The sequence below is a fragment of the Xanthomonas albilineans genome, from assembly GCF_009931595.1.
Lineage (GTDB): Bacteria > Pseudomonadota > Gammaproteobacteria > Xanthomonadales > Xanthomonadaceae > Xanthomonas_A > Xanthomonas_A albilineans.
The window spans coordinates 1,203,626-1,226,504 of record NZ_CP046570.1 but is presented as its reverse complement, the minus strand read 5'-3'; the positions used below and the strand labels follow the sequence as shown (position 1 = coordinate 1,226,504).

Annotated in this window: 17 protein-coding genes and 1 tRNA gene; 3 read left to right on the top strand and 15 right to left on the bottom strand. The window is 62.6% G+C overall.

Annotated elements, in window-relative coordinates; all coding sequences use genetic code 11:
• Positions 1-45: 45 nt before the first annotated feature.
• Together XaFJ1_RS05135 and dxs are read left to right on the top strand one after the other, a co-directional pair.
• Positions 46-708, top strand: a complete 663-nt coding sequence (locus XaFJ1_RS05135) for an HNH endonuclease (protein WP_012915604.1) — start codon at positions 46-48, stop codon at positions 706-708.
• A 151-nt stretch (positions 709-859) separates the two neighbouring features.
• A complete protein-coding gene (gene dxs / locus XaFJ1_RS05130; protein ID WP_012915603.1) occupies positions 860-2,770 on the top strand; it encodes a 1-deoxy-D-xylulose-5-phosphate synthase in 1,911 nt (636 codons plus the stop codon).
• A gap of 109 nt (positions 2,771-2,879) precedes the next feature.
• Here the strand turns inward: dxs and XaFJ1_RS05125 are convergent, their stop codons facing one another.
• From XaFJ1_RS05125 to XaFJ1_RS15870, 13 genes are all read right to left on the bottom strand, one after another.
• Complete coding sequence (locus tag XaFJ1_RS05125; RefSeq protein WP_012915602.1) at positions 2,880-3,347, bottom strand: cupin domain-containing protein; 468 nt, start codon at positions 3,345-3,347, stop codon at positions 2,880-2,882.
• A gap of 568 nt (positions 3,348-3,915) precedes the next feature.
• Positions 3,916-4,731, bottom strand: a complete 816-nt coding sequence (locus tag XaFJ1_RS05120) for a C1 family peptidase (protein ID WP_012915601.1) — start codon at positions 4,729-4,731, stop codon at positions 3,916-3,918.
• A 1,052-nt stretch (positions 4,732-5,783) separates the two neighbouring features.
• Positions 5,784-5,860, bottom strand: a tRNA-Pro gene (locus XaFJ1_RS05115).
• Between the two features lie 75 nt (positions 5,861-5,935).
• On the bottom strand, positions 5,936-6,292 hold the full coding sequence (locus XaFJ1_RS05110; protein ID WP_009597860.1) for a MerR family transcriptional regulator: 357 nt from the start codon (positions 6,290-6,292) through the stop codon (positions 5,936-5,938).
• Complete coding sequence (locus tag XaFJ1_RS05105) at positions 6,273-6,572, bottom strand: integration host factor subunit alpha (protein WP_012915599.1); 300 nt, start codon at positions 6,570-6,572, stop codon at positions 6,273-6,275. Before XaFJ1_RS05105 ends, XaFJ1_RS05110 begins: the two co-directional genes overlap by 20 nt.
• Positions 6,573-6,595: 23 nt before the next feature.
• Positions 6,596-8,974 (bottom strand): phenylalanine--tRNA ligase subunit beta, encoded by a 2,379-nt coding sequence (gene pheT, locus XaFJ1_RS05100; protein WP_012915598.1) that lies wholly within the window; start codon positions 8,972-8,974, stop codon positions 6,596-6,598.
• A 108-nt stretch (positions 8,975-9,082) separates the two neighbouring features.
• A complete protein-coding gene (gene pheS / locus XaFJ1_RS05095) occupies positions 9,083-10,078 on the bottom strand; it encodes a phenylalanine--tRNA ligase subunit alpha (protein WP_012915597.1) in 996 nt (331 codons plus the stop codon).
• A 206-nt stretch (positions 10,079-10,284) separates the two neighbouring features.
• Positions 10,285-10,644 (bottom strand): 50S ribosomal protein L20, encoded by a 360-nt coding sequence (gene rplT / locus XaFJ1_RS05090; protein ID WP_010342859.1) that lies wholly within the window; start codon positions 10,642-10,644, stop codon positions 10,285-10,287.
• Positions 10,645-10,654: 10 nt separating this feature from the next.
• Positions 10,655-10,852, bottom strand: coding sequence for a 50S ribosomal protein L35 (gene rpmI / locus XaFJ1_RS05085; protein WP_010342861.1), 198 nt, complete (start codon positions 10,850-10,852; stop codon positions 10,655-10,657).
• A gap of 331 nt (positions 10,853-11,183) precedes the next feature.
• Positions 11,184-11,708 (bottom strand): translation initiation factor IF-3, encoded by a 525-nt coding sequence (infC, locus tag XaFJ1_RS05080; protein WP_230596011.1) that lies wholly within the window; start codon positions 11,706-11,708, stop codon positions 11,184-11,186.
• A gap of 63 nt (positions 11,709-11,771) precedes the next feature.
• Positions 11,772-13,676: a threonine--tRNA ligase gene (thrS, locus tag XaFJ1_RS05075; protein ID WP_012915595.1), complete on the bottom strand. Its 1,905-nt coding sequence runs from the start codon at positions 13,674-13,676 to the stop codon at positions 11,772-11,774.
• A 585-nt stretch (positions 13,677-14,261) separates the two neighbouring features.
• Positions 14,262-17,081 (bottom strand): XVIPCD domain-containing protein, encoded by a 2,820-nt coding sequence (locus XaFJ1_RS05070; protein WP_012915594.1) that lies wholly within the window; start codon positions 17,079-17,081, stop codon positions 14,262-14,264.
• Positions 17,078-17,944, bottom strand: a complete 867-nt coding sequence (locus XaFJ1_RS15870) for a hypothetical protein (RefSeq protein ID WP_012915593.1) — start codon at positions 17,942-17,944, stop codon at positions 17,078-17,080. Before XaFJ1_RS15870 ends, XaFJ1_RS05070 begins: the two co-directional genes overlap by 4 nt.
• Positions 17,945-18,121: 177 nt before the next feature.
• On the opposite strand from XaFJ1_RS15870, the gene XaFJ1_RS05060 reads away from it, so the two are divergent.
• Positions 18,122-18,301, top strand: a complete 180-nt coding sequence (locus tag XaFJ1_RS05060) for a hypothetical protein (RefSeq protein ID WP_155393076.1) — start codon at positions 18,122-18,124, stop codon at positions 18,299-18,301.
• Between the two features lie 270 nt (positions 18,302-18,571).
• Here XaFJ1_RS05060 and XaFJ1_RS05055 read toward each other — a convergent pair whose 3' ends face one another.
• Both XaFJ1_RS05055 and XaFJ1_RS05050 read right to left on the bottom strand, forming a co-directional pair.
• The gene (locus tag XaFJ1_RS05055; protein WP_012915592.1) at positions 18,572-20,650 is read right to left on the bottom strand and encodes a dipeptidyl-peptidase 5; all 2,079 of its coding nucleotides are present in this window, start codon (positions 20,648-20,650) and stop codon (positions 18,572-18,574) included.
• Between the two features lie 260 nt (positions 20,651-20,910).
• Positions 20,911-22,869: an OPT family oligopeptide transporter gene (locus XaFJ1_RS05050; RefSeq protein ID WP_012915591.1), complete on the bottom strand. Its 1,959-nt coding sequence runs from the start codon at positions 22,867-22,869 to the stop codon at positions 20,911-20,913.
• Between the last annotated feature and the right edge of the window lie 10 nt (positions 22,870-22,879).

The following is a 22,879-nucleotide window of genomic DNA, read 5'->3' as shown; positions in this document are numbered from 1 at the left end:
GCAGATACACAAACCGTCAACAATCGGGTATAAGCTGTTTACTCGATGGAGACAGACACAATCACGCTTGGTCTGATCGATACCGGGGCCCATGCCGCGTCGGAGGCAGTTCCGACGGCGACCTCTCCGCGCTCCACGCGTCTACCTTCGGTGCGTCTGCTGTCGCTGGACGCGCATGGTCGCGTACTGGACTGGATCAACTGGCAGGACGCCGCCTGCCTCTACGCACGCGGCGCAGTGGCATGGACCCTGGGCGAGCCGTGCATGGAGATCCACGGTGGCCTATCGCGCGCCAGCGGCGAGCGCAGCGTGCTGCACCTGCACCCGATCATCGCCGCGCGCGGCCATGCCCGCTCACGCGCACTGGATCCCACTCCCACGCTGACCAACACCGCACTATTCGCCCGCGACGCACAACTGTGCATGTATTGTGGCCAGCAATTCAGCCGTCCGCAGCTAACCCGCGACCATGTCCTGCCCGTCTCCAAGGGCGGGCGCGACATTTGGGAAAACGTGGTCACTGCGTGTTTCCACTGCAACTCGCGCAAGGGCAACCGCACCCCGCAACAGGCGTCGATGCCGCTGCTGGCGGTGCCGTACCGACCGAGCTGGATCGAACACCTGATCCTGTCCAATCGCAACATCCTTGCCGACCAGATGTCGTTCCTGAAGGCACAACTACCCAAGCGCTCCAAACTCTCGCGGTAAATCCGCAAGCCGACACGCCCCACGCCGCACCCTGCGACCGATTGCCGCACCCCGGCGATCATCCGTGCCACAACGTTTGGCCGTTGGACGGGTTACTTGCCCATGCCCGGAATGGGGAGGAAAATATCCCGGTCGCTGACCCTGCACTCCGATGATCGACTCCACCCGCTATCCGCGCCTTGCGCGCATCCAGATCCCCGCCGACCTGCGCCGTTTCGAAACATCGGAATTGCCTGCCATCGCCGAGGAACTGCGCGCCTACCTGATCGAGTGCGTCGGCAAGAGCGGCGGCCATTTCGGCGCCGGGCTGGGCGTGATCGAACTCACCGTGGCCCTGCATTATCTCTACGACACACCGGTGGACCAACTGGTGTGGGACGTCGGCCACCAGACCTATCCGCACAAGATCCTTACCGGACGCCGCGACCGCATCCACACGGTCAAGCAGGCCGACGGCGTGGCGCCATTCCCAAAACGCGAAGAAAGCGAGTACGACACGTTCGGCGTCGGCCATTCCTCCACCTCGATCTCGGCCGCACTGGGCATGGCCGTGGCGCTGCAACGCATGGGCGACGAACGCAAGGTGGTGGCGGTGATCGGCGACGGCGCGATGACCGCGGGCATGGCCTACGAGGCGCTGAACCACGCCGGCGGCATGGACCCGGAGCCCAACCTGCTGGTGATCCTCAACGACAACCGCATGTCGATCTCCGAAGCGGTCGGCGGGGTCACCAAGATGCTCGGACGCATGACCGGCAGCAAGACCCTCAATGCGATCCGCGAGAGCGGCAAAAAGATCCTCGGCGACAAAAAGCGTAACCGGACCGCACGTTTCATGCGTCGTTGGGAAGAACACTGGAAAGGCATGTTCGTGCCATCCACGTTGTTCGAGGAGATGGGGTTCCACTACACCGGGCCGATCGACGGCCATGACCTGCCGGCCCTGCTCGGCGCGTTGAAGACGCTCAAGACACTGAAAGGCGCGCAGTTGCTGCACGTCATCACCACCAAGGGCAAAGGCTACGAACTGGCCGAGGGCGACCAAATCGGTTACCACGCAGTCAGTCCGTTCGATACGAGCAAAGGCCTAGTGTCCAAACAAGGGACCAAGGCACCGACTTATACCGATGTCTTCAGCGACTGGATCTGCGACATGGCCGCAGCCGAACCGGCGTTGCTGGCGATCACTCCGGCGATGCGCGAGGGCTCGGGCCTGGTGCGTTTCAGCAAGGAATATCCGCAACGCTATTTCGACGTGGCCATCGCCGAACAGCACGCGGTCACGCTGGCTGCCGGCATGGCCGTCCACGGCGCCAAGCCGGTGGTGGCGATCTATTCCACATTCTTGCAGCGCGGCTACGATCAACTGGTGCATGACGTGGCGCTGCAACAGCTCGATGTGCTGTTCGCGATCGATCGCGGCGGCGTGGTCGGACCGGATGGCGCCACCCATGCCGGCAATCTGGACCTGAGTTTCCTGCGCTGCGTGCCGCATCTGGTGGTGATGGCCCCGGCCGATGAAGCCGAATGTCGGCAGATGCTCAGCACGGGCCTGCGCCATCGTGGCCCAGCAGCGGTGCGCTACCCGCGCGGCGCCGGTCCGGGCGTCGCCCCTGCGGCGACGCTGGACACCCTGCCGATCGGCAAGGCGCAGCGCCGTGTGCAAGGCATGACGCTCGCGCTGCTGGCATTCGGCGCAACACTGACGGCGGCCGAACAAGTTGGCCGCGAACTCGGCCTGAGCGTGGTCAACATGCGTTTCGTCAAGCCACTGGACCGCACGCTATTGCTTGAACTCGCACAAAGCCATGCGGGATTCGTGACCATCGAGGACAACGTGATCGCTGGCGGCGCCGGTTCCGGTGTGGCGGAGCTACTCAACGCCGAGGGCGTGTCGCTTCCGCTCCTGCACCTGGGCTTGCCCGACGCTTTCCAGCACCATGCCAGCCGCGAACAACTTCTGGCCGAAGCAGGCATCGACGCCGCTGGCATCCGCGCCGCCGTGCTGACGCGCTGGCCGCAACTCGGCAGCATTGCCCGACCGCGGAGCGCCGCAGGCTGAGGCCCACGCAGGTAAACCACAGCGAACAATGCACTGGCACCGTTCGCGAGTGGCAAGGCATCGACGCATGCGCAACGCACCGGGTTACAGGCATCGCGGCAACGCCGCCTCAGTCGACCAACTTGGGTAAATGCGCCGCCAACGGATCGCTGGCCGCGAGCAACTCGAAGGTTTCCCACAGGAAACCGGGGGCCACCATGCAACCCAACAGACAATATCGACCAAGCGGGCGCGCGGCCTGCCAGGTCCCCGCAGGAATCACGACCGAGGGCATGCCGCCGCGCACGCTGGAATCCAACTGATAGCGCTGCAAGCCGTAGTGCGGGTCGAAGCTGAGCAATTCCAGCACACTGCCCTCTTCCCAATGCCAGGTCACATCCGCATCGATACGGTGCCAATGGCTGATCTCCCCGTGCTCCAGCAGCAGCCGGATCGCGGTACATGCCGGTCGCTCGCGCTCCCCATGCTGTACCAGCAGCGCAGAGGTGTGCACGCGCGCATAGCGTCCACCTTCCGGATGCGGCAGGAGCGACAACTCGCGCAGCAAGGTGGCGATACGAGCGGCAACACTTGGCATCCGCACAGTCTAATCGTGTTGTCACGGCCTTCGATGTCAAGCCTTGCGATACTTGGTCACCGGTAACTGGGAATCAAATCGGCGCAGCTGAGATTGCCGGCGAACCTCCACCCCATGTCAGAGTAGTTGTCGCCCGGATAGGATTTGCAGTGGGGGCGATAACGAGAGGTTCACGTGGCACGATACGGACAGCAGTTCAAGGACAAGGCGATGGCGCGGTTGCTGCCGCCAGAGAGCGCGTCCATTGGTGCGACCCGCGCATCGGCACAGCGGCATCGGGTATGTCAGTCCGCAACAACGTCATACCGGCCAGGACGTGGACCTGCTGCAAGCGCCCATGCACTGTATCAGCAGGCCCGTCATGCCCATCCCGATACATCTCGGCAGATTCTCTTCCATTTACAACTATCGCGATAGAAATCGCAGAATTTCGCGGTGTCGCGCTCTTCTTAATCGCGGGCCAAAGCAAAGTGGTGGTAGCAGGAATTTTATACCAACCATCTTTATCGCGACACCACCCACTCTACGGCTACCACTTACTGTTAAGCAAATATCGGTTAACTCGATTTCAGTTTTTGACCATTCGGATCATCCAGAAATCGCTGGCCAGCTGAGGATGGGCCAGATAGTCATAGGGCATTAAAAAATACCCCTTCTCCCCAACACCTTCCCCCCATGAGTTACGGATACGGAACAGCTGTGTGCTGTCATCATATCCGACGCACAGGACGGCATGCCCCCCGAGCACCTTGTCATTCTGCGTCGGCATCGGGATTTGCGTGGCGGGAGGCTGAGTGCCATTCATCCAGCTGTCGTAAACCTGGAATCCGAACACAAAGGGAGTCCCGCTGGCAATACAGGCTTTCAGATGAGAAATATCCTGATGGACACGTTCATAGCGGGTAATGACATACCTGGATGCCTCCTTATAGCAGGCAGCATTGGGCCTCTTTCTTACCGCAGTGCCCGGAGGGAAAACGCCGCCGTCATGTGCCGGCGGCGTGACGTTATACGGCCAGTCTTTTTCTGGGCAAACACCTAGTTTATGCAGTGACTTTATCCCGTCGCGCAGCATAGCTCCCGAGTCATAATTCACATTGCCTTCAATGACGCGTTCGTTGTAGTAAATGAAAAGGCGTGAGGGAATAAAATTAGGCAATTCACCGTGAGCGGCCCTTTCATACTGGACAGCACCCGCCAGGGCATTTGCCGAGCAGGAGCCAATCCGGCCCTGGTCATAGACCGGAAAAGCCGGCTTCAGGTCGACAGCAGGCGGCAGCTTACTCATCAAGGCTTCATCCGGAATGTAATGAAAGTCGCGAATGTCCGGGATGTCAGCTATATACCCGAGTCGGGATTTTATTCTTCTGGTGAGTTTTTCCATAAGGCCCTCTTGGTGGTCTTGGTGGCGTCAGCAAAATGGTTAAAAATATCGTCCAAGACTTCAACGACAGGTATCTGCATCATCATGCTTCATCCATGCCACACTTTCTGAAGCATCTTTTGCCTGCCGACATTTATGCGTAATGTCTCGACAAGTTGACAATACACTGCGCACTGAAGGAGAACAAGACGGTTAGAACCAAAATTCATTGCAGCTCTGGATTTTAGGAACGATTTTTCGGCCTCCAAGCAAGCGCCCCTGTGGCAGGAGCCGTTCTGGCACATAGTGTTGAACCGGCATGAATAAATGGTGAACCTTATTCCGAACACCTCCGACTGATAATATGTATTCGACGTAGCAACGATAATGCGGATAAGCATACCCCGCCCGGAACTTGCGCCGTTCACGGATCGACCACTCTACACACCCACTGGCGTGCCACATGGCTTTGCCATGATCCAATTCAGCCTGGCGCAACAGAATCTTGAGCGCGCCCTCAGCCATCTATCCGAAGCATGCAAAACTATTTGTCATGCGCAGATACAGTGATCCTCACCTTGCAGGTGCCGGAAGTGGTCCTGCTTGTGTCGCAGGAGCCGACAGAGAAGACTTTGATGATCTTTATGGATTAACCGGCATCAGGGTTACGTACGGCATGTAGCTACGTTTTCCACGCCACGCAAGTAGCAAAAAACAAGAAACATGGAGGCGCGGTGATGGCCAAGGAGGCATATCTGCTTACGCTGTCCGATGCACTCCCAGCTGCACGGATGTCAACAACAGCCCGCCGCCGTCGCGCAGCTTGTACGGTTTGGCCTGCGACCTGGCATTCTGAACTTGGGACGGGGACAGCGGGGCAATTCGCTTGGGCATCTTGGCGGCATCCATTCGACAGTCCGGCACCAAGGAGTCCGCCGCATACCGCCAACCGCACCGCCAAACTTGCGTGATATCCAGTGCTGTTCCGGGAACTTGCAAGACACCAAGACAAAGAAAAACCCCTAATTTCTCAGGGGTTCCGTGATATTCCGTGACATGACGGCATATGTAATTGGTCGGGGTAGCCGGATTTGAACCGACGACCACTAGTCCCCCAGACTAGTGCGCTACCAGGCTGCGCTATACCCCGGTGTGTACATCCGCCATCGCGGCGAACCCGCCTGACGGCGCGTTGGCAAGTATAGCGGTTTTGGCCCGGTTGGCGCTATCGGCGCAGAAGCTGTAGCACTTCTTCCAACTCCTGCCGCACCTGCTTGATGATCTGGTTGCTCAACGCCGACTCTTGACGCGCGCCCTCACCCTCCAGACGTAGCCGCGCGCCGCCGATCGTGTACCCCTGTTCGTACAGCAGGCTACGAATCTGCCGCACCATCAGCACGTCGTGGCGCTGGTAATAGCGGCGATTGCCGCGCCGTTTGACTGGCTCCAGGCTGGGAAATTCGGTTTCCCAATAGCGCAGCACGTGCGGCTTGACGTCGCACAACTCGCTGACCTCACCGATGGTGAAGTAACGTTTGGCCGGAATCGGCGGAAGTTCGCGGTTACTGCCCGGATCCAGCATATGCCTCCACGCGCTCTTTGAGTTTTTGCCCTGGGCGGAAGGTCACCACCGTCCGCGCCGAGATCGGGATTTCTTCGCCAGTCTTGGGATTGCGACCGGGCCGTTGGTTCTTGCGACGCAGATCGAAGTTGCCGAAACCTGACAGTTTCACCTGCCGCCCCTGCTCCAATGCTTCGCGCAGCACGTCGAAGAATGCATCGACAAATTCCTTGGCCTCGCGCTTGTTCAGCCCGACTTCGTCGAACAACCGTTCGGCCATTTCCGCTTTGGTCAACGCCATTACCCTGCTATCCCCTATCCGTCTCAACCACGCAGCCGCGCATCGTGTTCGCGGGCCAGCGCCGCAACCACATCGGCGACCACCGCCTCCACATCGCGGTCTGTCAGAGTGCGCGAGTTGTCCTGCAAAATCAAGCCCATAGCAAGACTCTTGCAACCCACCTCGACTCCGGGACCGACATAACGGTCGAATAGCACCACCTCCCGCAGCAGTGGACCGACCGCAGCCCGCACGCTCTGCGCCACCGCCATCCAGCGCACCGCCTCCGGCACCACAATGGCCAGATCGCGACGCACCGAGGGAAACCGCGACAATTCGGCAGCACGCGGCAAGGGGCGCGCCACCAGCGGCGCCAGATCCAGTTCGAACCCGATCACCTCCACATCGACCTGCATCGCCTGCAGCAACCGCGGATGCAACTGACCGATCCAACCGATCCGGGTCCCGTCACGGTACACGTCGGCAGAACGGGTGGGATGCGCAAACGGCAACGCCGACGGACGGTACTCGAGGAGTGCCCCAGACGCGGCGGCCAAGGCCTCCAGATCGCCCTTGAGGTCGTGGAAATCGACCTTGCGCGCCGGCAAGCCCCATTGCAGCGCATCGGCATCGCCGCACACCGCAGCGGCCACGCGCTGCGTTTCGCCCGGCGCCGCATCGACACTGGTCGCAACGGCGAAGACCTTGCCCATCTCGAACAGACGCACGCGCCCGGCCTGACGCGCCACATTCCGCCCCAGCGCGGCGACCACCCCCGGCAACAGCGACGGGCGCATCACCGCCAACTCGGTGCTGAGCGGATTGGCCAGCGCCACGCGCCCGTCACGCAGACCCCATTGATCCAGCAGGGTTGCGTCGACGAAGGCGTAGTTGATGGTTTCCAGCAAATCGCGGGCGACCAACTGCGCGCGCACGCTACGCTCGTCCACGCACGTCTCGCTGCCCATGGCGATGCGCGCCGCGCCACTGGGCAACGTGGTCGGTAGGCGATCGTAGCCGTGGATGCGGGCCAATTCCTCGATCAGATCCTCTTCCAGCGCGATGTCGAAGCGACGGCTCGGGGCGGTGACCTGCCACCCATGCGCCGACGCCATCACCTCCATGCCCAGCGCCTGCAAAATGCGCTGCACTTCGGCATCGGCGATCTCGATGCCCAGCACGCGGAAGATGCGCGCACGGCGCAGCGTGATCGGCGCCGGCGTTGGCAGAAATTCGCTTCGCTCGACCTCGACCACCGGACCTGCGCGCCCGCCCGCCAGTTCCAGCACCAGCCGGGTCGCCAGTTCCAACGCCTGCCGCGGCAATCCCGGGTCCACGCCGCGCTCGAAGCGGTGGCCGGCATCGGTATGCAGGCCCAACTTTCGACCACGGCCCATAATCGCCGCTGGCGCGAAATGCGCGGCCTCCAGGAAGACATGACGGGTGGTCTCGGTGACGCGGGTGGCGTGACCACCCATCAATCCCGCCAGCGCGACCGCGCGATCGGCGTCGGTCACGACCAGAAAGCTAGGGTCGAGCGTGGCCTCGCGACCGTCGAGCAGGGGCAGCGTCTCACCAGCGCGGGCGTGACGCACACCGATCGGGCCATGCAGGGTGTCCAGATCGAAGGCATGCATCGGCTGACCCAGTTCCAGCATCACGTACTGGGTGATATCCACCAGCAGCGAAACCGGGCGCACACCACTGCGGCGCAAGCGCTCGGCCATCCACAGCGGCGTCTTCGCAGTCGAATCGAGATCCTCGACCACGCGACCGCAATAGCGCGGTGCCGCGGCGCCCGCATCCAGACATACCTCCAGTGCGCGTACACTGGCTTGCGCCACCGGCGCGAGCGCAAGCGGCAACACCTCGCTGCCGCAGGCTGCGGCCACGTCGTAGGCGATGCCACGCACGCCGAAGCAGTCCGCGCGGTTGGGAGTGAGCTTGATCTCGATACTGGCGTCGGGCAGGCCCAGGTAATCGGCCAGCGGCTGTCCGACCGGGGCATCGTCGGGCAGTTCGAACAGACCGGAGGCATCGTTGTCCAGCCCCAGTTCCTTGGCAGAACACAACATGCCGTTGGAGGCGATGCCGCGCAGCGTGGCCGGCTTGATCGCGATGCCGCCAACCTGCGCGCCGACCAGCGCCAGCGGCGCGACCAGTCCCGGCCGGGCGTTCGGCGCGCCACAGACGATCTGTAGCGCATCGCCCTGCCCGGCATCGACCCGACATACCTGGAGCCGATCGGCCTCCGGATGCGGCGAGGTCGCGACGATCCGCGCGACCACCACCTGCTGTAACGCCTCGCCGAGCGGCACAACCTCCTCGACCTCCAGGCCGATGGCGGTCAGGGTGGCCGCGAGCTGCTCGCGCGTGGCCTGAGTGGGCACGTGGCTGCGTAGCCAGTTTTCAGAGAATTTCATGCTGTTTCCGGGACTCGGGATTCTGGACTCAGGACTCGGATGGCACCACGCGCGGACCGCCGGAGCCGATGCTCCTGCGTGTCCTGCGCAACGGGTCCGGGCGGGAATTCAGGCGAACTGCCGCAAGAAGCGCACATCGTTCTCGAAGAACGCGCGCAAGTCGTTGACGCCGTAACGCAGCATCGCGAACCGTTCCACGCCCATGCCGAAAGCGAAGCCGGTGTAACGCTCCGGATCGATGCCGACGCTGCGCAACACATTCGGATGCACCATGCCGCAGCCCAGCACCTCCAGCCAGCGGGTGCTGCCATCGGGCTGTTGCCAGGCGATATCGACCTCGGCGCCAGGTTCGACGAACGGGAAATAGCTGGGACGCAAACGCATCTGGAAATCGCGCTCGAAGAACGCGCGCACGAACTCGGACAAGGTGCCCTTGAGATCGGCGAAGGTCGAATGCTCGTCCACCAGCAAGCCCTCGACCTGGTGGAACATCGGTGAGTGGGTCTGATCGCTGTCGCTGCGATAAACCTTGCCGGCGGCGATCATGCGCAACGGCGGCGCATGCGTGCCCATGTAGCGCACCTGTACACCGGAAGTGTGGGTGCGCAGCAAGCGACCATTGCCGAAGTAGAACGTATCGTGCATCGCCCGCGCCGGATGGTGCGGCGGGAAATTCAACGCTTCGAAGTTATGCCAATCGTCCTCGATCTCCGGGCCATCGGCCAGTTCGTAGCCCAGCCGCGCGAAGATCTCGGTGATGCGTTCCAGCGTGCGGGTGACCGGATGCAGCCCACCGCGTTCGCCACGCCGCCCCGGCAAGGTCACATCAATGCGCTCGACCGCCAGGCGCGCGTCCAGTGCGGCGGTGTCCAACAGCGCACGACGCGCGGCCAGCGCCGCAGACACGGTATCGCGCACGCGGTTGATCGCCTCGCCGGCCTGCTTGCGCTGTTCCGGCGCCAAGCCACCGAGTTGCTTGAGCTGGGCGGTAATGCTGCCGCTCTTGCCCAACAGCGCGACCCGCAACTGCTCCAGCGCCTCCGGACTCTGCGCCGCGGCGATATCCGCCAGCGCCTGTCCGCACAGGGAATCGATTTCACTCATTGCACTCGCGCCTCACCTGCTCCGGTCAAAGCCGTGACCACTGTTGCCCGCCAACGCGGGACACCTCACACCCTGGCAGACGCCCCGCCTGCGGGACACCCAAAACGCAAAAGGGGAAGGACTCGCGCCCTTCCCCCGCATGCGTGCGATTGCACCTCGTCGAAAAACCCGCATACACCATGCAGGTTCCTGCGAGGGACCCGCATTTATGCCGCCAGCGCGCCCTTCGCCTTCTCCGCCAGGGCGGCAAAGCCCTGTGCGTCGTGCACGGCGATGTCGGCCAGCACCTTGCGGTCGAGGGTAATGCCCGCCTTGAGCAGGCCGTTCATGAAACGGCTATAGCTCATACCGTTGATGCGGGCCGCCGCATTGATGCGGGTGATCCACAGCGAACGGAAATTGCGCTTCTTCTGCTTGCGGCCGATGTAGGCGTACTGCTGGGCCTTGATCACCGCCTGCTTGGCGACGCGGAAGACCTTGCGGCGGGCGTTGTAGTAGCCCTTGGCGAGGTTCAGAACTTTCTTGTGACGACGGCGCGCCTGGACGCCACGCTTGACTCGAGCCATGGTTCAGTCCTCAGAGGTAGGGCAGCATACGGTCAAGACGGCCTGCGTCCTCGGCACGGACGTGGTTCGTCTGCCGCAGGTTGCGCTTGCGCTTGGTCGCTTTCTTGGTGAGGATGTGGCTACGGTTGGCGTGGCCGGCCTTGTACTTGCCGGAGGCGGTCTTGCGGAAACGCTTGGCCGCCGCCCGGTTGGTCTTGATCTTGGGCATTGCAATGTCCTTGAGAGTGTTTTGTCACTGGTCAGGGCGGTGGCGGCGCCACGCTTTCCATCCGTGCCCTTACCGGCTTGTAAGCTTTTGATCCGCAAGGGATCAGAGCAGGTCCTGATTGCCGCTCAAACGGCAAACCCAGCGAACTGGGCCGCCTATTATGCCAGGGCTTGGAATGCCTTGCAAATCATGTAGTTCGTTGCAGCTCGGGAGGACAGCGTACCCACGCGCCACCGGCATGCGGGCGGCGCGTCTGCCACCGACCGGCGTGCGCCATCCCGACAGCGGCCTCACCGCAGAGACTGGCGACGCGATCGCAGGTGCTCTGGGATCAGCGCTTCTTCGGCGCGATCATCATCACCATTTGCCGCCCTTCCAGGCGCGGACGCGATTCGATGACGATGTCTTCGCCCAGGTCGGCCTCGATCCGGGCCGCCATCTCGCGGCCAAGCTCCTGGTGGCTCATTTCGCGGCCACGGAAGCGAATATTGACCTTGACCTTATCGCCCTCTTCGAGGAAACGGCGCATGTTGCGCAACTTGATCTGGTAATCGCCCTCGTCGGTGACCGGACGGAACTTGATTTCCTTGATCTCGACCTGTTTGGTCTTCTTCTTGGCCTCGTTGGCCTTTTTCTGCTGTTCGAACTTGAACTTGCCGAAGTCCATGATCTTGCAGACCGGCGGATCGGCCTGCGGCTGGATTTCGACCAGATCCAGGCCGTCTTCTTCAGCCATCGCCAGCGCTTCGTCGCGGCTCAACACGCCCACCATCTCGCCATCGGCGCCGATCACGCGCACCCGGGGAACGCGGATCTCTTGATTTTTGCGGTTCTGTTTGTTGTCAGGGGTACTGATGTTGCAATCTCCAAGTGGAATCGGAATACCGCGAACGGAAGTTCCGTCCGCGGCAGGGTGATCTTACGCCGACTGCTCGGCGCGTAAACGCTCGGCGAAGTCGGCAACCGACATGGTCCCCAAGTCCTCCCCCGAGCGCGTGCGTACCGCAATGGCGCCGTTTTCCTTTTCGCGGTCGCCCACGACTAACAGGTACGGCACCCGCTGCAGCGTGTGTTCGCGAATCTTATAGCCGATTTTTTCGTTCCGCAAATCGGCCTCGATGCGGAAGCCTTGATTTGCAAGGAGTTTCCGCACGCTGTCTACATAGTCAGCCTGAGCATCGGTGATGTTCATAACCATCGCCTGCACCGGCGCCAGCCAAGCCGGGAAGACACCGGCGTGGTGCTCGATCAGGATGCCGATGAAGCGCTCCATCGAGCCGACGATGGCACGATGCAGCATCACCGGATGCCGCTTCTGGCTGTGTTCGTCCACGTACTCGGCACCGAGGCGGCCGGGCATCATGAAATCCACCTGCATGGTGCCGAGCTGCCAGGTGCGGCCAATCGCGTCCTTCAGGTGATACTCGATTTTCGGACCGTAGAACGCACCCTCGCCCGGCAGCTCCTGCCACTCCACCCCGCAAGCGCCGAGCGCGGCACGCAGCGCGGCTTCGGCCTTGTCCCAGGTCGCATCCTCACCCAGGCGCTTTTCCGGGCGCAGGGCGATCTTGATCTGGATGTCGTCGAAACCAAAATCCGTGTACACCTTCAGTGCCTGGCGATGGAAGGCGGTGACCTCGGCCTCGATCTGCTGCTCGGTACAGAAGATGTGGCCATCGTCCTGGGTGAAACCGCGCACCCGCAGGATGCCGTGCAACGCACCGGACGGCTCGTTGCGGTGGCAGGCGCCGAACTCGCCGTAGCGAATCGGCAGGTCGCGATAGCTGTGCAGGCCCTGGTTGAACACCTGCACATGGCCGGGGCAATTCATCGGCTTGACCGCGTAAGTGCGCTTTTCCGACTCGGTGAAGAACATGTTGTCCTGGTAGTTGTCCCAGTGACCGGACTGCTGCCACAGCGACACGTCCAGAATCTGCGGGCAACGCACCTCGCCGTAGCCGTTGTCGCGGTACACCTTGCGCATGTACTGCTCGACCACCTGCCAGATCGACCACCCCTTGGGATGCCAGAACACCAGACCCGGCCCTTCTTCCTGCAAGTGGAACAGATCCAGCGCCTTGGCGATCTTGCGATGGTCGCGCTTGTCCGCCTCTTCCATACGCAGGATGTAGGCATCGAGTTGCTTCTTGTCGGCCCAGGCGGTGCCGTAAATGCGCTGCAACTGTTCGTTCTTGGCGTCACCGCGCCAGTAGGCACCGGAGATGCGGGTCAGCTTGAACGCCTTGAGGAAGCGCGTGTTCGGCACGTGCGGCCCACGGCACATGTCCACGTACTCCTGATGGTAGTACAGGCCCATGGCGGTGACGTCCTCGGGCATGTCCGCGATCAGACGCAGCTTATAGTCCTCGCCGCGCTGCTGGAACACCTCGATCACCTCCGCGCGCGGGGTGACCTTTTTGATCACATCGTAATCCTGCGCGATCAGTTCCTGCATGCGCCGCTCGATCGCCGCCATGTCCTCTGGGGTAAACGGACGTGCGCTGTAGATGTCGTAGTAGAACCCTTCGGCGATGACCGGCCCGATGACCATCTTGGCCTCTGGATACAACTGCTTGACCGCGTGACCGACCAGATGCGCACAGGAGTGGCGGATGATGTCCACGCCCTCCTCGTCCTTGGCGGTGATGAGGCGCAGATTGGCATCGTGGTCGATGAGGTCGGAGGCATCGACCAGGCGGCCGTCGACCTGGCCGGCGATGGTCGCCTTGGCCAAGCCCGGACCAATGGACTGAGCCACCTCCATGGGGCTGACAGGATGTTCGAAGTCACGGCGGCTGCCGTCGGGAAGCGTGATCGTAATCATGGGCGTCGACAATTAAGGAAAATGGGAACCGGCGAGCGGCTGTACGTCGGCTTGGCTTACAGCCATGGCAGGACGTAACAGACAAAGAAGGCGCCACAAGGGCGCCTGCTCGGATAGCCTTGTGCGGTAATTCAAACGGGAGCGGTGGTAGTGCTCATGTCGCACGCTCGGCCGGCGTCGCCGCGGGCCACCCATGTTTGGCTTTGATGATGCGCAAAATGGTAAACCAGTTGCGAGCAAATTGGTAATCCGCATCCTGGCCAACGGCAACCCCGTCTGCTTGGTGATTAGCGGCCCGAGGGGAAGCAGTAAAGCGTGGCTCCCGACAGCGCAAAACGCCCATGTAGCGCATAGCGATACCCCACTGATGTCCTGCTCAGCGTTGACTGGAACGCCACGACGATGGCGAAGGCGGGTTGGCGTGAGTCATTGGCTCATGGCCTGATTTGCTGGCTACCGCCAGAGTCACTGTGAGCCGACATGGGTTGTAGATAAACCAGCAGCGACATGGGCTCACCCGGCTCGGTCTGCTCCAGCAGCGCGTGTTCGTCCATGCGGTGTTGCATGGATGAATTCGGATACCGCCTACAGCTTCATGACCAGCCCCTGCCCTTGCATCTGCGCCGCGCGCTGGGCCAGCATCGCCTGCTCGGCGAGGTTCTGCTGCTCCACCGTCTGCAATTGCTGGCTGGCCTGGGCCACGTCCGGCGCTTGCGTCAGTTGCAGCGCATCGACTCTCGCCCATATCTGTCCGTGGGACTGCACCACGTATTTCGGCGTCTGGGTCGCAGCGCCCTCCGTCATCCCCAGGTAGATCTTGTCCACTTCGGTCTGCCACAGTTTGCGTGTCTCCACGACGACTTGCGCAGCGCGGCGGTCCAACTGCTCCGGATCCGGCACCGGACGACCCCAGCGTTCATGTGCATCGGCAATGGCATCGCGCGCCTGCTCGAACAGCGCATGACGCGGGTGCGCCGGATGGCGCATGTCCTCGGCGGTGATCGCCACGGGCGCGATGGCGCGGCTTGGCGGTGCCGGTGCATGGGTCGCTTCCCGTGCCCGCCAGGTGGCGGCATGCTGCTCGGGCGACTTCGCCAGCGCCTGTTCGGGATCGATCCGCACCACCTTGCTCTTTTCGTAGATCGAACCGGGATGGTCGTAGGCCAACAGTTGGCCCTCGTGCTGCTTGAAGCCTTTGATGTTGTGTCTGTATTGCGGATTGATGCCGAGCGCGTCGGTGAACCCGGCGGCCAGCCGTTCCTGCTGCGCTGGACCGTAAGGCAATTTATCGCCATGCCTGGGCAGAGTGCAGGACTGTTCCAGCGCGTTCTTGAACAGGGTATAGCGCGAGTGCAGCGCATGGCCCGGATGACGGAAGTCTTGGAGATGCTCATCCGAACGCGGTAGGCGCGTCGGCGGGGTGTACAACATCGCCTCGCCCGCTTGGCGCTGTTCGTGTTGATGCGACCGGGGATCTTGGCTGTGGCGCTGTTCGTGTTCGCGTTGCTGCGCATCCATAGCCTGGCGGTGCAACTGCACGTGTTGCTGCGCGAGGCGCTGTTGTTGCTCGCGCGCTGCCTGCGCGTGCTGTTCCTGCTGCTGCAATTGCGCGATCCGCGCCTGTTCCTGCATGTCCACGCTGGCCGGTTTTTCATGGGCCGGGGCGCTGTGAGCGGGTGACGGCTGTGTCTGTCGGTGGACTTGCGCCAGGTGCGGGGCGTACTGCTGCGCCTGTTGGATGCGTTCCTGGTGCTGTTGGGCGGCGTGGTCTTCCTGCAGGCCCACGTGCCTGTCCACCATGGCGGGGGGCGGCATGGACCCGGCAGCAGCGGATGATGATGAAGAGGAGGAAGACGTGTCCGCGTTCGTCGATGTGGGAGGGATGGATGCTGCTGGCGCGCTGTGCTGGAACCACTGTCCCGGATGCGTCAGCGTGTCGTAGGCTTGCCCGGCGGCGTGCTCGACCACGTCGATGCCGGGCGAGACGATGTATTTGATCCCGTCGTATGCTTGCCCAACGGCCTGTCCGGCGGACGAATGTGCGGCGGACTGCGCGCCATGATAGAGATCGACCGCCTGATTCACGACATTGGCCCCTGCCGCCTGGACGTCAGGGTCGTGGATGGCCCGCTGCGCCGCCTCGGCAACATGGTGCGCCCCCTGTTCGACGGCGTTTTTCGCCCACTCGAATTGATCGCCGACATAGCGGCCCGCAGCATCTGCAACTCGCCCGTGCAGATGCGCCGCTTCGCCCGCCGCCAAGCCGACCAGCGACGCCGTGGGGTTCAATGGGAAAGCCGCAACACCCGCCCGATGCGCCGCCGAGGCCATGCGCTCGTCCATGTCGTGTACCGCATGGCCAACCGAGCGCGCGGCATCGCCGGCATCGTGCAAACTGTGTGCTGCACCCTGCACGTGCGCGTTATGTTCGATGGCATCGCGCAGCGACGAGTCCCCGTTCAACGTCAGGTATTCGTTCACCTGCCGCTGGATGTCCGCTGGCAGATGGGTCTGGCCAGGGTGCGCGCGCATCTGGCGTAGCGCCTGGGACAATTCGGCACGTTCGTGAGCAACCTCCCAGGTGAAATGCTCGAAGGCCGCTTGATGGTCGGCGTAACGCTGCGACGCTTCGCTGAAATGATGCGGGGCCAGGACGTTGTCCGGACTTTGGCTGCCGAAGTACTGGCCGGCACCGTGATCGCCCAATCGCATCGCCAGCAGGACATTCGGGGGCGGCGCGCCGACGGGCGCATCCAGATACCGGCCAGCGCGCAGGCTCTGCACATCGTCATGACTGGCCAACGACACCATGCTGCCGACGTGAGGGCTCGCCGCGCTCACCACATCGCCGGCCATGCGGTAATTGGTCACGTGGCAGCCGGGCTGCGGCGTGCCATCGGTCAGCCCCCTCGCGCCGTAAGCGTTGTAGGTGGAGCCAGCCAGGCCGTATTTGGCCGCTTCGATCTGCGCCAGCGCGCCGCCGAGGGAGTGGCCGGCGACGGTCACCTGGTCCTTGGTGATGCCCTGCTTGGCCGCCTTGGCGAGCATCTGCGCGGTGAACGCATCGGCGGCGGCTTTTTGCGGATTGACGGCGTCGCGCACCATCGTGGCATCGACGGCGATGTCCTGGAGAGTGGTGAGCGCATGCTGCGCTTTTTCCGCCTTGGTCTCGCCAGTAAATAAATCCGTGTCGGTGCCACGGTAGGCGATGATGATGTTACCAGTCGCGATATTTTGATAGGCCGTCGCATGGAATCCGGTAATATTGTCGTTCGCGTAGCCAAAAAATTGGTATTTTTTCCCTTCAAGGAACACGTACTTGCTATTATTTCCAACATCGCCCTGCGAACGGTTTCTATAGGAATCAATGGCCGCATCGGCGCGCGCTTGATCGGCAGGATTCATGGCTTAGCTTCCTTGACAGCAATGGTGACTGGAAAGAAATCACTCGGGCTCTGTTTGTATTCAGGACGAAGGGGAGAGTAGTCAGGCGCGCCATAGGGAGCGAAAGAAGTATCCCCATACACGCTCTTCTTAAAATAACTCGTCTCAGGACTGTCATGTAGGAGTTCCACCAACATACCACCCCAGCCGAACGTTACACCTTTCACTCTTGCGCTGACACCTACACTCGTGACATCCCAGTGGCACAAGCCAAGCTTGAAGTAGTCCTCATCCAGCAAGGCGTCGCGATAAAAATACCCCTTCCACGTGTGATCGTCCACCTGTGTCATGGGAACATCGAGACCAGTATTAGGCGTCTGTCGTACACCAACGAACGGCATCATCGGCACGCATTTCTCATTGATGACGTCATACCCGATATACGCCTTGATTGTATCCCATGGCCCCGGCGCATGGGAGGTGGCGATGACTTCGTAGCGTTTGACCGGGTGCGGATTGAGGTGGCCGGTGGCGCCGTCATTGCCGACATCGATGCTTTTGGAGCAACCCGCAGCGGTCAGGGCCAGCGGCATGATGGCGGTGGCGGCAAGGTGTTGCAGTTTCATCGGGTCGTCCTCGGGGGGATGGGTCGCGGATGCGGCGGCAGGCCGGTACGGCCACGGTGCGGGTTTACGCTTGGGTTCCACCGGCAATCCGCCAGGTGGCAGCGGCCCCAGTTCGGCGCGCACCCGCGCATTGATGATCGCCATATCGCGCAGGAGCTGCAGATCGTGCAGCGGATCGCGCACCTTGAGTTTGCGCGGGCGATAGGGATTGTCGCTTTGATCGTCTTGATCGTCTTGATCGTCGGTGTCCTGGCTCATCGCGCGTGACCTCTCCGTTGAGTCGACCTTTCCCGCTGTGCCTGCGATCTTACGCCACAGCGACGTGCAGCAAACAGCGCAATCAGCACGCTCAGCCAAGCCAGCAGCGGCACACCGAAGCCGAGTGCGCCAGCCAGCTTGATCTGCCCCGCATAAGGCAGATAAGCAAGCTAGTGGATGACCTTGCAATACTCGATCCTGGTATTCCACGCCAGCGGCGTATGCACGCTCAACAGCATCCGCAATCGCCAGCCGATGAAACACAAGCCAGCGACCGCCATCGTCAGGAATAAAACGCCGGCACCTGCCCATTTGATTCCCTTCATTCCCGCCTCTATCCCTGTTTCGCCGGATTGAAACCCTATGCTGGGCCAGGTGCGGAACGGCTGTCAATACCAAGTACGGAAGAACCGTCAATCCCACACCATGCGATGTCAGCGGCGGCGGATTGCGACGCCGCCCCGGGCTCCGCCTGCCGAGCAATGGCATGCCGCGCGCCTATTCACGAAATTTCACGCGGTTGCGGTGCGGCTTGCTTGAAAAAATCCGCCATCAAGCGGCATGTCGGCCCGATGGCGGATGTTGCGGATGCGCTCTGCGAAAAGGTGCAATGCGCCCCGGCGACTTTCATTCGCCGAGATGTTGCTTCAACCACGCATTGACCGTGTCGTGCCACAAAATGCTGTTTTGCGGCTTGAGCACCCAATGATTTTCATCCGGGAAATACAGAAACTTGGATTCGATGCCTTTGCGCTGTAATGCACCGAACGCCGCCAAGCCCTGTTCCATCGGAATACGGAAATCCTGCTGGCCGTGGATCACCAGCATCGGCACTTTCCATTTATCCACGTGCACAATCGGATTGAACTTTTCGTAGCCGGCCGGGTTCTGCCATGGCGTCCCGCCATTTTCCCATTCGCTGAACCACAGTTCCTCGGTGGCATACCCCATCATGCGATTGTCGAACACGCCATCGTGATCGACCAGACACTTCCAGGGCTGGTTCCAGTTGCCGGCCATCCAATACACCATGTAACCGCCATAGCTGGCGCCGAGCGCGCAGGCTTTGCTGCCATTGAGGAAGCGGTATTTTTTCAGCGCCGCCTCCCAGCCTTTTTGCAGGTCCTCCAGCGGACGATCGCCCCAGTGCTGGCTGATCGCGTCGGTGAAGGCCTGGCCATAGCCGGTGGAACCGTGGAAGTCGATCATCACCACGGCGTAGCCCTGCCCCGCATACGTCTGTGGATTCCAGCGGTTACTCCAGCCATTGCCGAACGTGCCTTGCGGGCCGCCGTGAATAAGGAACGCGACCGGGTAGGTCTTGCCTTCCTGGTAGTTGTACGGTTTGACCACGTAGCCGTGCACGGTGTCGTTGTTCCAGCCCTTGAACGCGAACTGCTCGTAGTCGCCGAAGGCCACGCCGGGCAGCAGCTCGCTGGTGCTGGGGGTGATGGCACGGACATGTTGTCCATCGGCGTCGGCAACGACGATCTGGTCGCCGCTCTTGAGGCTATCGCGGGTGAAGGCCAAGGTACCGCCGGCCACCACCGGGGTACCGATGGTGCCGTCGGCGACGAGACGGCGGACCTGGCCGTTGGCGAGATCGACCGCGAACAGCGGATGCTGGCCCATGTCGTCGGCGGTGGTGTAGAGGGTGGCGCCGTTGGCCGACAGCGCGATGCCGATGGCCGAGCGATCCCACTGCGGGACGATCGCGCGGGTCTTGCCGCTGACCACATCCATCGCCATCAGCTCGAAACGGTCGGCTTCGAAACCGGGGCGCTTCATCGCACGGTAATACAGGGTCTTGCCATCGGCGGAGAACACCGGGCCGGCATCCCAGGCTGGATTGGACGCGGTCAGATTGACCGGCGCCGCCTTGCCGGCGGGATCCAGCCGGTATAGATCGAAGTTGGTCGACCACGGCTCCTGACGCCCGGCCACGCGCACGCTGGCGACCAGCGACTGCCCGTCCGGCGCCCAGGTGTAGTCGTCACCACCGCCGAACGGCTTGGACGGGATGTCGCCGTCCAGAGTGACGCTGACCGCCTTGGCGGCGATCACCGGCTTGGCCTTGGCCCCGCCCGGCAGTGCCGCGACGAACAGGCTGTTGCGACGGCCATCGTTCCAGGTGTCCCAGTGGCGCACGAACAGATGGTCGAACACCTCGCCGCTGGCCTTGGCCTGTTTCTTGGCCTGCAGACGTTTCTGGGTGCAGCCCAGGTCCGACAGGCAGTCCTGGAACACGGCGACACTGAAGGCGACGCGGTCGCCCTGCGGCGCGACGTGATAGCTGTCCACATCCAGCGGAACATCGGTGAGCTGGCGCGGCGTGCCGCCAGCCAGCGGCAGCGCGTACACCTGTTGCCGGCCAGACTTGGCACTGAGGAAATACACGGTCTTGCCGTCGGCCGACAGCTGCGGCGTATTGACGTTCCAGCCCTCCGGGGTCAGCCGCTTGGGCGTGGCCGCATCGCCACCGCGCAGATCGCGCAGATCGCGCAGCCACAGCGCGGTGCTGGCCTTGTCGGTGGCCTTGTCCATCTGCTGCTTGGCGAAGATCACGCTGCGGCCATCGGGCGTCAGCAACGGCGAGGACACCCGATCCAGCGCGACCATGTCGCGGACATCGAAACCGCGCGGGGCCGCCAGCGCGGGCAACACGGTCAGCAGGGCCAAGGGCAGCAGAGCGTAACGCAAGGTCATCAAGGGTCTCCAAAACAGGACAAAAGGTAGATGTTAGGCATGCTGGTGGACGTGGTGCAAAGGCATGAAGTCATGGCAGAGCGCCTGGACTTTAGGGAGCAGCGTGGCGCGCGTCGCTGGAACGCAAAGCACATGGCACCGACCAGCGCCAGCGCAGCGTCTGGGATGACGACGCACGCACCAGGGCGTCGCATCTGCACCTGCCAACAGCCGCCGCGCGGCAGGCGACCGAGCGACGGTACAACATTGTGGCGCAGGACTCAGCCGCGCGGCGGAGCCGCCACGTCCCCCTTGCGACCAGTGCGGTAAAGCAACCCACCGACGAGCGCGAGCAGCGCCAGGCCGCACCACTGGTTCAAATGGAACCCGCCCGGCAACGCAAGCACGTCGGCGCGGCCGGAAAGCACGATCGGCACGGCGATGGCGATCCCCATCAACGCCTCGCCGGTAATCAGGCCAGCGGAGAACAGCACGCCGGGGCGATGCACGCGGTCGCGCCCGGCTTCGTCGTCGGCGTGGATGTTGTGGAAGCGCTCGACCAGATGCGCGATCAGGCCACCGAGGAAAATCGGCACCATCAGCTCCAGCGGCAGGTAGATACCGATGGCAGCAGCCAGCACCGGCGCACGGAAGCGTTTACCGCTCTGCTTCAGCCACGCATCCACGGCAATGATCGCCGCGCCGACCCCCATGCCGATCCAGATCATGGTCCATGGCAGTTCGCCGCCGAACAAGCCCTTGGCCACCGACGCCATCAACGTGGCTTGCGGCGCGGCCAACGCATTGGGATGCTGCGGCGTCGCTGCGCCGATGCCATAGGCCTGGGCCAGCAGATTCAAGACCGGCGCCATGATCAACGCGCAGGAGAACGCCCCAATGGCCAGCATCAATTGCTGTTTCCACGGCGTCGCCCCGACCAGATAGCCGGCTTTCAGATCCTGCAGATTGTCGCCACCGACCGCGGCCGCGCAGCACACCACCGCGCCGATCATGATCGCGGCGACCGCGCCGATGGGCGAATCGCGCCCGAGCAGCAGCACCAGCACCGCCGAGGCGAACAGGATAGTGGAGATGGTGATGCCCGATACCGGGTTGTTCGACGAGCCGATCAGGCCGGCCAGGTAGCCGGAAACCGAAACGAACAGAAAGCCGGCGACGATCATGATGACGGTCATCGGCACGCTGACATGCCACTGGCCGACGATGGTCTGGTACAGGCCCAACAACGGCAGCGTACACAGTAGCAGCGCCAGCAGCATCCACTTCATCGGCAGGTCACGGTCGGTGTCGGCGACGACGTTGCCATCGTTGCGCTTGCGCGCGGCGGCGAACCCGCTCCGGATCCCGGACAACAGCGACCTGCGCAGCGAGAACAACGTCCACACCCCGCCAATGAGCATCGCGCCCACGCCGAGGTAGCGGACCTTGGCGGCCCAGATGCCGAACGCCGCATCGGCCGCCGACGCGCCCACCAGGCTGTGCGCCAGCACCGGGTCCATGTCCATGAAAAACTGCTGGTACAACGGAATGGCCAGATGCCAGGACAGGATCGAGCCGAACAGCACCACGATGCCGACGTTGAGTCCGACAATGTAGCCCACGCCCAGCAGCGCTGGCGACAGGCTGGTGCCGACGTAACCGACCATCTTGCTGCCGCCCAGATAGACCGCCTGCGCCCAGGTATCGGGAATGACCTTCAAGCCACTGGCCGCGCCGAGTTTGACCAAGCCGCCGATCGCCGCGGACAGGCTCAGGATCTTCAGCCCGGGACCGGGATTTTCGCCGGCCTTGAGCACTTCCGCGGCGGCCTTGCCCTCGGGAAACGGCAGCGGATCCTCGACGATCATCGCCCGGCGCAGCGGCACCGAGAACAGCACCCCGAGCAGCCCCCCCATGCCGGCGATGCCCAGCACCCACCAATATCTGAAGTCTGGCCAGTACCCCATGATGACCAGCGCCGGGATGGTGAAGATCACGCCGGCCGCAATCGACGAGCCAGCCGATGCACCGGTCTGCACGATGTTGTTTTCCAGAATGGTGCCGCCGCCCAGCAGGCGCAACACGCCCATCGACACCACCGCCGCCGGAATCGCGGTGGCGATGGTCAGCCCAGCGAACAGACCGAGATAGGCATTGGCGGCTGACAGCACCACGGCCAGCACGATCGCCAGCACGACCGCACGGAAAGTGAGCTGACGCGGCGCGGCAGTGTTGTTCATGGCAATCCCT

Coding starts and splice junctions, on each gene's coding strand:
- XaFJ1_RS05135 (WP_012915604.1), top strand. CDS start 46: ATGGAGACAGACACAATCACGCTTGGTCTGATCGATACCGGGGCCCAT.
- dxs (WP_012915603.1), top strand. CDS start 860: ATGATCGACTCCACCCGCTATCCGCGCCTTGCGCGCATCCAGATCCCC.
- XaFJ1_RS05125 (WP_012915602.1), bottom strand. CDS start 3,347: ATGCCAAGTGTTGCCGCTCGTATCGCCACCTTGCTGCGCGAGTTGTCG.
- XaFJ1_RS05120 (WP_012915601.1), bottom strand. CDS start 4,731: ATGGAAAAACTCACCAGAAGAATAAAATCCCGACTCGGGTATATAGCT.
- XaFJ1_RS05110 (WP_009597860.1), bottom strand. CDS start 6,292: ATGCTGGATCCGGGCAGTAACCGCGAACTTCCGCCGATTCCGGCCAAA.
- XaFJ1_RS05105 (WP_012915599.1), bottom strand. CDS start 6,572: ATGGCGTTGACCAAAGCGGAAATGGCCGAACGGTTGTTCGACGAAGTC.
- pheT (WP_012915598.1), bottom strand. CDS start 8,974: ATGAAATTCTCTGAAAACTGGCTACGCAGCCACGTGCCCACTCAGGCC.
- pheS (WP_012915597.1), bottom strand. CDS start 10,078: ATGAGTGAAATCGATTCCCTGTGCGGACAGGCGCTGGCGGATATCGCC.
- rplT (WP_010342859.1), bottom strand. CDS start 10,644: ATGGCTCGAGTCAAGCGTGGCGTCCAGGCGCGCCGTCGTCACAAGAAA.
- rpmI (WP_010342861.1), bottom strand. CDS start 10,852: ATGCCCAAGATCAAGACCAACCGGGCGGCGGCCAAGCGTTTCCGCAAG.
- thrS (WP_012915595.1), bottom strand. CDS start 13,676: ATGATTACGATCACGCTTCCCGACGGCAGCCGCCGTGACTTCGAACAT.
- XaFJ1_RS05070 (WP_012915594.1), bottom strand. CDS start 17,081: ATGAATCCTGCCGATCAAGCGCGCGCCGATGCGGCCATTGATTCCTAT.
- XaFJ1_RS15870 (WP_012915593.1), bottom strand. CDS start 17,944: ATGAGCCAGGACACCGACGATCAAGACGATCAAGACGATCAAAGCGAC.
- XaFJ1_RS05060 (WP_155393076.1), top strand. CDS start 18,122: ATGACCTTGCAATACTCGATCCTGGTATTCCACGCCAGCGGCGTATGC.
- XaFJ1_RS05055 (WP_012915592.1), bottom strand. CDS start 20,650: ATGACCTTGCGTTACGCTCTGCTGCCCTTGGCCCTGCTGACCGTGTTG.
- XaFJ1_RS05050 (WP_012915591.1), bottom strand. CDS start 22,869: ATGAACAACACTGCCGCGCCGCGTCAGCTCACTTTCCGTGCGGTCGTG.